Here is an 8039-nt window from a genome sequence, read left to right as displayed (position 1 = left end):
TGATTGCAGGGTCTTTACTCGCCGAACAAACTGGCAGTCGCATCACCTGCCGCCGCTGCAGACAAACCAGTCGTTTGCAGCGAAGAGGTCGATTGTAGATCGAATTCTTTCCCGCTGACAAGTGGTTTGACTGGAAATTTTCTAGTCAGGCTGCTTGCGCAACAACGTTGGTCTTGCGGACGGGCGACAGTCCGGCTTGCTTCGGGTCATCCGCGTCCAGAACCCGCTCTGCCAGCCCGGCCAGTGCCGCCATCTCGGTGCGCAAGATCCGCTGCTTGATCGTGGGCAACTGTGTCGGGTGCATGCTGAAGGAGCGAAGCCCGAACGACAGCAGAACCTCGGTGAACTCCGGATCCCCTGCCATTTCTCCGCATACGCTGACGCCTTTGCCTGCAGCTTGCGCCATGCGGATCGTGTTGGCGATCAGTGCCAGCACGGCGGGATGCCATGGGTCGTACAGATGCGCCACCGCTTCGTCGGCTCGGTCAATGGCCAGCGTGTACTGGATCAGATCATTCGTCCCGATCGACACGAAGTCAAAGTGCCGCAGAAACCGCGGCAGCATCAGCGCCGCCGCTGGCACCTCGATCATGGCGCCCAACGTGACAACGCCATGCGGCGTGCCTTCAGCAACCAGCGTGATGCGTGCGCGCTCTACAGCCTCCAGCGTCGCCCGGATTTCGTTTGGATGCGAAATCATCGGCACGAGCAATCGCACAGGGCCGTGGACGGCGGCGCGCAGGATGGCGCGCAACTGCCCTTCGAACATGTCCGGATCCGCCAGGCTCCATCGGATCGCGCGCAGTCCCAGCGCAGGATTGAGCGTGTGGTCGTGCTTGAGTTCATTCACGCTCATGCGGTCGAGCGGCTTGTCGGCCCCGATGTCGATCGTCCGGATCGTGACCGGCAAACCGCGCATCGACTGCACGGCCACCCGGTAGGCCTCGTATTGCTCATGCTCGTCCGGCAACTCCCCTGCGCGGTTCATGAACAGAAACTCGCTGCGGAACAGGCCAACCCCTTCCGCTCCGGCCTCCAGCGCAGCCGGCGTGTCTCCCGGCAGTTCTATATTGGCGAGCAGTTCAACCCGGTGCCCGTCCAGTGTCACGGCAGGCCGGCCGCGCAGACGCGCCAGGCGGTCCCGCTCCAGTTGCCCCTGACGCTGGCGGAAACGGTATTCCTCCAGCACCATCGGCGATGGATCAACGATCACGATGCCGGCGTCACCGTCGATGATCACCCAGTCGTCCTGGTGCACCAGCCGACTGGCCTCGCGGGCACCCACCACCGCGGGGATGTCCAGACTGCGCGCGACGATGGCCGTGTGGGACGTGCGTCCTCCGACTTCGGTGACAAATCCGCGGAAGACGCTGCCCTTGAACTGCATCATGTCCGCCGGCGAAATGTCATTGGCCACCAGCACGAGCGGTGTTTCGTCGCCCTGGGTCGACACCGCTCCGTGGCGCAGGATCGGCGGCATGCAGGCCCGGTCCGCGCGGGCCAATGCCTGCAGCAGCCGCTCGGCCACCTGCTCGACATCCGACTTTCGCTCGCGCAGGTAGTCGTCCTCCATCTCGTCGAACTGGCGCGTCAGCGCATCCAGCTGCGCGGCCACCGCCCACTCGGCGTTGTAGTGGCGTTCCTCGATCCATTGGCAGGTGGCACTCGCCAGCACGTCATCGTTCAGCAGCATCACGTGGACATCGAGCAGCGCAACGAGTTCGGCCGGCGTGTCACCCTGAACTTCCTGCTTGAGCGACTCCAGCTCAGAGCAGACCAGATCCCGAGCGACCCCCAGCCGTGTGATCTCCTCGCGGATCTGGTGGGGCTCGACAAAATAGTGGGCGACATCCACCCGGCTGGATGCCACCAGCACGGCACGTCCTATCGCGACTCCGCGGGACACCGGCAATCCGAAAACCTGCACGCTCATGCGTTGATGCTAGCAGCGTGGCCACGGCCTGTCGCTCCGGTAACACCCCTCACCTGCCGCATCTGATCTGTCATGCGCGGCGTCATCCGGGCGTCATCGCATCGACATGGTCATGTCATCCCGATCGACAACGATGCATCCATTGATTCCAGGAGCCGTCGATGAGGGAACTTCCCCAGCCCACCCTGCCACTGGCCGATCTGCGCCCGCACCGCAATCCGCCACCCGCGACACATCGAGTGACCCGCGTGCCGGTCGAGCGCTTCAGCGTCGCGTGGGCAAAGCACCAGGATGAAGTCCGCGAAGCCCAGCGCCTGCGCTACCAGGTGTTCGGCGAAGAAATGGGCGCGCAGCTTGCGCCTCCGGCCGGTACACCCGCCGGCCACGATGCCGATCGCTTCGACCCGTACTGCGAACACCTGATCGTGCGCTGCGAGGACAGCTCCCCGCAGGCAGGCGAAGTGATCGGTACCTACCGGGTCTTGACCCCCGATGCCGCGCACCGCCTGGGTCGCTGGTACAGCGACACCGAATTCGATCTCGGACCGCTCCGCGCCCGCCTGGGCCGCACCGCCGAGCTGGGCCGATCCTGCGTCCATCCTGCGCACCGGCAGGGGGGCGTGATCCTCGCACTATGGGGCGCGCTGGGTGCGTTTCTGCAAGCCAACCGGCTAGACACCGTGATTGGCTGCGCCAGCGTGTCCATGCACGACGGTGGCCACGTCGCGGCCAGTCTGTGGGAACGCCTGCGTGTGACACACCTGGCTCCGGTCGAGCTGCAGGTTCAACCCCGGTTGGCATTGCCAGTCAACGAACTGCGCCGCGATCTGCCCGCCGAGTTGCCGGCGCTGATCAAAGGTTATCTGCGCTGTGGCGCCCAGGTGCTGGGCGCTCCGGCCTGGGATCCCGACTTCAACACGGCGGACCTGCCGATGATGATGCGGCTGCAGGATCTGCCCGAGAAGTACCGCCGGCACTTCCTGGCCAACTGACCCGCACCAGACTCAGACGCCTTCGCCGAACTTGTCGTGAATGAGTGCGCAAAGGGCGTCCATCGCTTCCTGCTCGCGTGCACCGCTGATCTCGATCTCGATCTCGCTGCCCAACCCGGCAGCCAGCATCATCACACCCATGATGCTCTTGGCGTTGACGCGCCGGCCATTGCGGCTGACGAAGATGTCGCAGGGGAAACTGCCGGCCAGCTTGGTGAACTTGGCCGAAGCGCGGGCATGCAGCCCGAGCCTATTGCTGATGGTGATGTTGGTCTGGATCATGGCCGCCAGGAGTGAAAGCTTGGTTTTGCGGACGGGTCGACGCCACCGGGAGCACCCCTTGGACACCACCCTTCATCGCCCGGTCGAACAGTTCGCTGACCGTCGCGCCGGCGGGTGAACCGAGCGTGCGCCACAGCATCGCCACGTTCACGCCAGCCACCGCCCGGATCCGCACGCCATCGACCAGCCGCTGCGCGACATTGGCCGGCGTGGCGCCGAACACGTCGATCAGCAGCAAGGCCTCGGGATCGACATCGTCCTCGGCCGGCAGAAGAGCCCGCATGCGCGCCTCGATGTCCTCGGGTGGCATGTCCGGCGGTACGTCGAACACCCGCAGCTGCTCCGCCGCTTCGGCGAAGGTGTGCGCGGCCACCTGCTTCAGCGTCGAAGCCATCGGGGCATGGGCAATGATCAGCAGGCGGGCCATGGGCGCGGATTATCGGTCATGCGGAGAAACCCGCTCAGCCCGGCCAGCGCACGCTGCGCAGGAACTCGTCGGCACTCTCCGCCCACTGCACAGGTGCCCCGCGCTGTGCCATGACGACGAACTGGAACACCTGCAAGCCGCGCACGACAAACACCGCCTCGGCCCGGGCAGGCCGCCCCTCCCCGGTCTTGCCGACGATCACCACGCGGCGGGCCTCCTCGTTGGGTGTCATGCCGTTGATCTGCGCCGGAAGGACCGATTCCTCGCGGCCCTGCAGCCGGGTGGCCAGACTGAGGCGGGACTCGCGAAGGACGGCGGTCAGGCGTGTCGGATCGCCGACATCGAGCACGGTGGCCGACCAGGACAGTCCGCCGGCCTCGCACGCCCGCATCTCGGCCCGCACGGGCACGCCCGCCAGCACCAGCGGCCGCTCCGCGTGCTCGGGCCGGCAGGGAAACTGCGCCCGGGTCTGCGGGTCGATCTCCACGTCGCGCCAGTTGAGCGTCGGCGAACAGGCGCCCAGCATCCAGAACAGCCCGAGCAGGGAGATCAGGCCCGACTGGCGCAGGGTGCATCGCATCAGGGAGAAGATCGTGTGCAGCATCGCCGCATTATCGCCACAGGCCCTCCGCCGAGCCGCAGGGACGGCGTCAGGGCTGGAACTGCACCAGCAGCCGCTCCAGCACCGCCAGCATCGGCGACTGCAGCATCGGCAGCGTGAACAGCAGCCCGAACAGGCCGACCGAAATGGTGATGGCGAAACCGATCGAGAAGATCTGCAGTTGCTGGGCGACCCGGGAGATCAGGCCGAGCACCAGATTCACGAAGGCCAGCATCGTGATGGTGGGCAACGCGATCCACAGGCCGTAGCGGAACAGGTCAGCGCCCCACACTTGCGGCTGGATCTGCAACAGCAGGTCCAGCGGGTGATCCGACACCGGAAAGCGCTGAAAACTTTCCACCACCACCGTGGTCAGCAGCAGGTGTCCGTTGATGACCACGAACAGCCAGGCGGCCATCGTGTTGAAGAACCGGGCGGTGGCCGTGACCTGCGAGCCGCTGGTCGCGTCGAAGAAGCTGGCGAAGTTCAGGCCCATCTGCAGGCCGATGATTTCGCCAGCGAACTCGATCGACGTGAACACCACCCGCGCCGCGAACCCGATCGTGAGGCCGATCACCACCTGCTGCGCGACCATCGCCAGCGCGGCAGGACTGTCAAGTGCCACCATCGGCATCGGTGGCAGGCTCGGTTGCGCGCACAGCGCCACGAGTCCGGCCAGACCGACCCGCACCCGCACCGGAATCGAGCGCATCGACAGCACCGGTGCCGCCGTGAACAAGCCCAGTACCCGCAGCAGCGGCCACAACAGCGGCAGCACCCAGTGCAGGATCTGCGCTTCGTTGAAGCCGATCATGGGAGCGGCATCGGTGGACGGTCAGCCGACCGCGCCGGGGATGGCCTGGAGCACGCGCTGCAGATACTCGACCAGCGTCGTCAGCATCCAGGGGCCGGCGACCATCATCACCGCCACGCCGGCCAGCACCTTGGGCACGAAGGACAGCGTGGCCTCGTGCAGCTGGGTGGCGGCCTGCAACACGCTCACCACCACGCCGACCAGCAGGATGGTCAGCAGCATCGGCGCCGCCACGGTCAGCAGCACAACCAGCGCCTCCTGACCGTAGGTGAAGACTTGAGAGGAATCCATGCGGTGGCCTCGGATTGGAACTCAGATCGAGAAGCTGGCGGCCAGCGAACCGAGCAGCAGGTTCCAGCCATCGGCGAGCACAAACAGCATCAGCTTGAACGGCAGCGCCACCAGCACCGGCGACAGCATCATCATCCCCAGGCTCATCAGCACGCTGGCGACCACCATGTCGATCACCAGAAAGGGAATGAAGATCAGGAAACCGATCTGGAATGCCGATTTCAGCTCGCTCGTGACAAACGACGGCACCAGCACGCGCAGCGGCAGCGCCTCGGGCTTGGGTGTGCCCTCCAGGCGCGCGAGCCGGGAGAACAGCGCCACGTCGGACTGCCGGGTCTGGCGCAGCATGAACTGCCGCATCGGTCCCTCGCCACGCGAAACCGCTTCCTCGAAACTGATCTGGTTGGCGGCGTAGGGCTTGTAGGCGTCGGCGTAGACCTTGTCCAGCGTCGGGCCCATCACGAACAGGGTGAGGAACATCGACAGACCGATGATGACCTGGTTGGGCGGCGCGGCCTGCGTGCCCATGGCCTGGCGCAGCAGGCTCAGCACGATCACGATGCGCGTGAAGCCCGTCATCATCAGCAGCATCGCCGGCAGGAAGGACAGCGAGGTGAAGAACAGCAGGGTCTGGATCGGCACCGAGTAGGTGCTGCCGCCCCCGCCCTGTCCCACCATCAGCGGCAGGCCAGCCGGCGCGCCCTGTGCCAGCGCGGGCGAGAGGCCGGCGGCGAACAGCAGCGCCAGTGCGGCGCCGGTCCGGAGGTGTCGCACGGTGTCACTGCCCATGGGACTGGACCGCCGGACCCTGCGGCCCGCGGCGCCACTGCGTGAGGAGATAGCCAAAGCTGGTCCCGGCGATCGACGGCAATGCCGGTGTGCCACGCACCGGCCCGTCGGCGCCTGGCGGCGGCACCAGGCGGTGCAGCACCGAGATCTGCTGACCCGTCATGCCCAGCACGAGCCAGCACCGGTCGGCGCCCTCGCCCACCTCGATCGTCACCAGCCGGTGCTGCGGCGACAGCACCGACTGCGACACCACCCGCACGCTGCCGCGCGCCGCGCGCGGCGACAGGCCCGCATAGCCGCTGCGCTTGAGCAGCCACAGCGCCGCCGGAATCGACACCAGCACCAGCGCCAACCAAAGCAGCGGCGTCAGCGAAGTCAGCGGTGCGCCAAGCGTGGAGGTCATCGCGCCACCCGCTCAGTTGCCACGGGACAGGCGGCGCATGCGCTCGCTCGGGGTGACGATGTCGGTCAGGCGCACGCCGAACTTCTCGTTCACCACCACCACCTCGCCCTGCGCGATCAGATAGCCGTTGACCAGCACGTCCATCGGCTCGCCGGCCATCGCATCCAGTTCGACCACCGAGCCTTGCGCCAGGTGCAGGATGTTCTTGATCGGGATGCGCGTGCGGCCGAGTTCGACCGTGAGCTGGACCGGGATGTCCAGGATCAGGTTCAGATCCTTGCCACCCGAGGCACCGCCAGACAGGTCGCCCGAGCTGCCGAAGTCGGTGAAGGCTGCCGCCTGTGGCAGGCCCGAGCCATACCCCGACAGCGCATCGACCGAGGAACCGACATCGGGCGTCTGTGACGATTCGTCGAGCGCGGCCGCCCACTCCGCGGCCAGGGCGTCCTGCTCGGACAGGCCCGATTGCACATTTTCAGACATTGTGGTCTCCGATCCAGCTCACTTGGGGGCTGGTCAACATGCGCTCCACGCGGATCGCGTAGTGCCCGTTCGAGGTGCCGTAGCTGGCCTCGACCACCGGCACGCCGTCCACCTTGGCACGGATCATCTTGCCCAGCTCCAGCTCTATGAAATCGCCGGCCTTCATCGCCAGCAACTGCTCGACCGTGGCGGGCGCGTGGGCGAGTTCGGCCACCAGCTGCACCTCGGCCGATTGAATTTCGTCGGACAGCACGCGCACCCAGCGGCCGTCCTTGCCCGGGCCTTCGCCCTGGTTGCTGCTGCGCAGCACGTCGCGGATCGGCTCCAGCGACGAGTAGGGAAAACAGATCTGGATCGTGCCCACCGCTTCGCCGATCTCGACCGTGAACACGGTGCTCACCACCAGCTCGCTCGCCGAGGCGATGTTGACGAACTGCGGCTGCATTTCCGACCGCTGGTAAGCCAGTTCGACCGGGTACACGCCCTGCCAGGCCCGGTTGTATTCGGACAGGATGATCTCGACCAGCCGCATGATCACGCGGTGTTCGGTGGCCGAGAACTCCCGGCCCTCGATGCGCACCGGGTACTTGCCGACCCCGCCAAACAAGGCGTCGATCACCGCGAACACGAAGCTCGGGTCGCACACCACCAGCCCCACCCCGCGCAGCGGCCGAATGGAGACGATGTTGAAGTTCGTCGGCACCATGGTCTCGCGCAAGTAGTTGCTGTACTTGTGGACCTTGATCTCGCCAGCCGCGATTTCCATCGTGCGGTGCGTGAACGCCGTCATGACCGGGCAGACATTGCGGGCGAAGCGCTCGTTGATGGCTTCGAGCATGGGCATGCGCCCACGCACGATGCGTTCCTCGCTCGCCAGGTTGTAGTCGCGCACCTGCCCTTTCGGCTTGTCGGACACATCGCCGGGCGTGTCACCCGAGATGCCGTCCAGCAAGGCATCGACCTCATCCTGGGACAGATTCAGCTGGCTCATGGTGTTCTCGCTGTCGAGCGGCGCACGGATCAG

The 8039-nt window shown here is 66.1% G+C and carries 11 protein-coding genes; 1 reads left to right on the top strand and 10 read right to left on the bottom strand.

Going from position 1 to position 8039, the window contains the following annotated elements; genetic code table 11:
• Positions 1-145 precede the first annotated feature (145 nt).
• The gene (gene ptsP, locus RMP06_RS10440; RefSeq protein ID WP_310461712.1) at positions 146-1933 is read right to left on the bottom strand and encodes a phosphoenolpyruvate--protein phosphotransferase; all 1788 of its coding nucleotides are present in this window, start codon (positions 1931-1933) and stop codon (positions 146-148) included.
• A gap of 161 nt (positions 1934-2094) precedes the next feature.
• Here ptsP and RMP06_RS10435 point away from each other — a divergent pair, with 161 nt between their 5' ends.
• A complete protein-coding gene (locus tag RMP06_RS10435) occupies positions 2095-2925 on the top strand; it encodes a GNAT family N-acetyltransferase (protein WP_310461711.1) in 831 nt (276 codons plus the stop codon).
• Positions 2926-2937: 12 nt separating this feature from the next.
• On the opposite strand, the gene RMP06_RS10430 is transcribed toward RMP06_RS10435, so the two are convergent.
• From RMP06_RS10430 to fliM, 9 genes are read right to left on the bottom strand one after another with little or no spacing between them, the layout of a single operon-like run.
• Positions 2938-3207, bottom strand: a complete 270-nt coding sequence (locus RMP06_RS10430; protein ID WP_310461710.1) for an HPr family phosphocarrier protein — start codon at positions 3205-3207, stop codon at positions 2938-2940.
• The gene (locus RMP06_RS10425) at positions 3176-3634 is read right to left on the bottom strand and encodes a PTS sugar transporter subunit IIA (RefSeq protein ID WP_310461709.1); all 459 of its coding nucleotides are present in this window, start codon (positions 3632-3634) and stop codon (positions 3176-3178) included. Before RMP06_RS10425 ends, RMP06_RS10430 begins: the two co-directional genes overlap by 32 nt.
• 34 nt (positions 3635-3668) lie before the next feature.
• Positions 3669-4238 carry a hypothetical protein gene (locus RMP06_RS10420; protein ID WP_310461708.1) on the bottom strand — a complete coding sequence of 190 codons (570 nt, stop codon included), beginning with the start codon at positions 4236-4238 and terminating at the stop codon, positions 3669-3671.
• A 46-nt stretch (positions 4239-4284) separates the two neighbouring features.
• On the bottom strand, positions 4285-5049 hold the full coding sequence (fliR, locus tag RMP06_RS10415; RefSeq protein ID WP_310461707.1) for a flagellar biosynthetic protein FliR: 765 nt from the start codon (positions 5047-5049) through the stop codon (positions 4285-4287).
• 21 nt (positions 5050-5070) lie between these two features.
• On the bottom strand, positions 5071-5340 hold the full coding sequence (gene fliQ, locus RMP06_RS10410) for a flagellar biosynthesis protein FliQ (RefSeq protein WP_294000076.1): 270 nt from the start codon (positions 5338-5340) through the stop codon (positions 5071-5073).
• A gap of 21 nt (positions 5341-5361) precedes the next feature.
• On the bottom strand, positions 5362-6129 hold the full coding sequence (gene fliP / locus RMP06_RS10405) for a flagellar type III secretion system pore protein FliP (RefSeq protein WP_310461706.1): 768 nt from the start codon (positions 6127-6129) through the stop codon (positions 5362-5364).
• Positions 6119-6532 carry a FliO/MopB family protein gene (locus tag RMP06_RS10400; protein ID WP_310461705.1) on the bottom strand — a complete coding sequence of 138 codons (414 nt, stop codon included), beginning with the start codon at positions 6530-6532 and terminating at the stop codon, positions 6119-6121. The genes fliP and RMP06_RS10400 overlap by 11 nt, the downstream gene beginning before the upstream one ends.
• 12 nt (positions 6533-6544) lie before the next feature.
• Positions 6545-7015, bottom strand: coding sequence for a flagellar motor switch protein FliN (gene fliN, locus RMP06_RS10395; protein ID WP_310461704.1), 471 nt, complete (start codon positions 7013-7015; stop codon positions 6545-6547).
• On the bottom strand, positions 7008-8006 hold the full coding sequence (gene fliM / locus RMP06_RS10390; protein ID WP_310461703.1) for a flagellar motor switch protein FliM: 999 nt from the start codon (positions 8004-8006) through the stop codon (positions 7008-7010). Before fliM ends, fliN begins: the two co-directional genes overlap by 8 nt.
• Between the last annotated feature and the right edge of the window lie 33 nt (positions 8007-8039).

The sequence above is a fragment of the Sphaerotilus sp. genome (assembly GCF_031429695.1).
In the GTDB taxonomy this organism is placed as follows: Bacteria; Pseudomonadota; Gammaproteobacteria; order Burkholderiales; family Burkholderiaceae_C; genus Sphaerotilus.
This window is presented reverse-complemented; position numbering and strand designations above follow the sequence as displayed.

Coding starts and splice junctions, on each gene's coding strand:
- ptsP (WP_310461712.1), bottom strand. CDS start 1,933: ATGAGCGTGCAGGTTTTCGGATTGCCGGTGTCCCGCGGAGTCGCGATA.
- RMP06_RS10435 (WP_310461711.1), top strand. CDS start 2,095: ATGAGGGAACTTCCCCAGCCCACCCTGCCACTGGCCGATCTGCGCCCG.
- RMP06_RS10430 (WP_310461710.1), bottom strand. CDS start 3,207: ATGATCCAGACCAACATCACCATCAGCAATAGGCTCGGGCTGCATGCC.
- RMP06_RS10425 (WP_310461709.1), bottom strand. CDS start 3,634: ATGGCCCGCCTGCTGATCATTGCCCATGCCCCGATGGCTTCGACGCTG.
- RMP06_RS10420 (WP_310461708.1), bottom strand. CDS start 4,238: ATGCTGCACACGATCTTCTCCCTGATGCGATGCACCCTGCGCCAGTCG.
- fliR (WP_310461707.1), bottom strand. CDS start 5,049: ATGATCGGCTTCAACGAAGCGCAGATCCTGCACTGGGTGCTGCCGCTG.
- fliQ (WP_294000076.1), bottom strand. CDS start 5,340: ATGGATTCCTCTCAAGTCTTCACCTACGGTCAGGAGGCGCTGGTTGTG.
- fliP (WP_310461706.1), bottom strand. CDS start 6,129: ATGGGCAGTGACACCGTGCGACACCTCCGGACCGGCGCCGCACTGGCG.
- RMP06_RS10400 (WP_310461705.1), bottom strand. CDS start 6,532: ATGACCTCCACGCTTGGCGCACCGCTGACTTCGCTGACGCCGCTGCTT.
- fliN (WP_310461704.1), bottom strand. CDS start 7,015: ATGTCTGAAAATGTGCAATCGGGCCTGTCCGAGCAGGACGCCCTGGCC.
- fliM (WP_310461703.1), bottom strand. CDS start 8,006: ATGAGCCAGCTGAATCTGTCCCAGGATGAGGTCGATGCCTTGCTGGAC.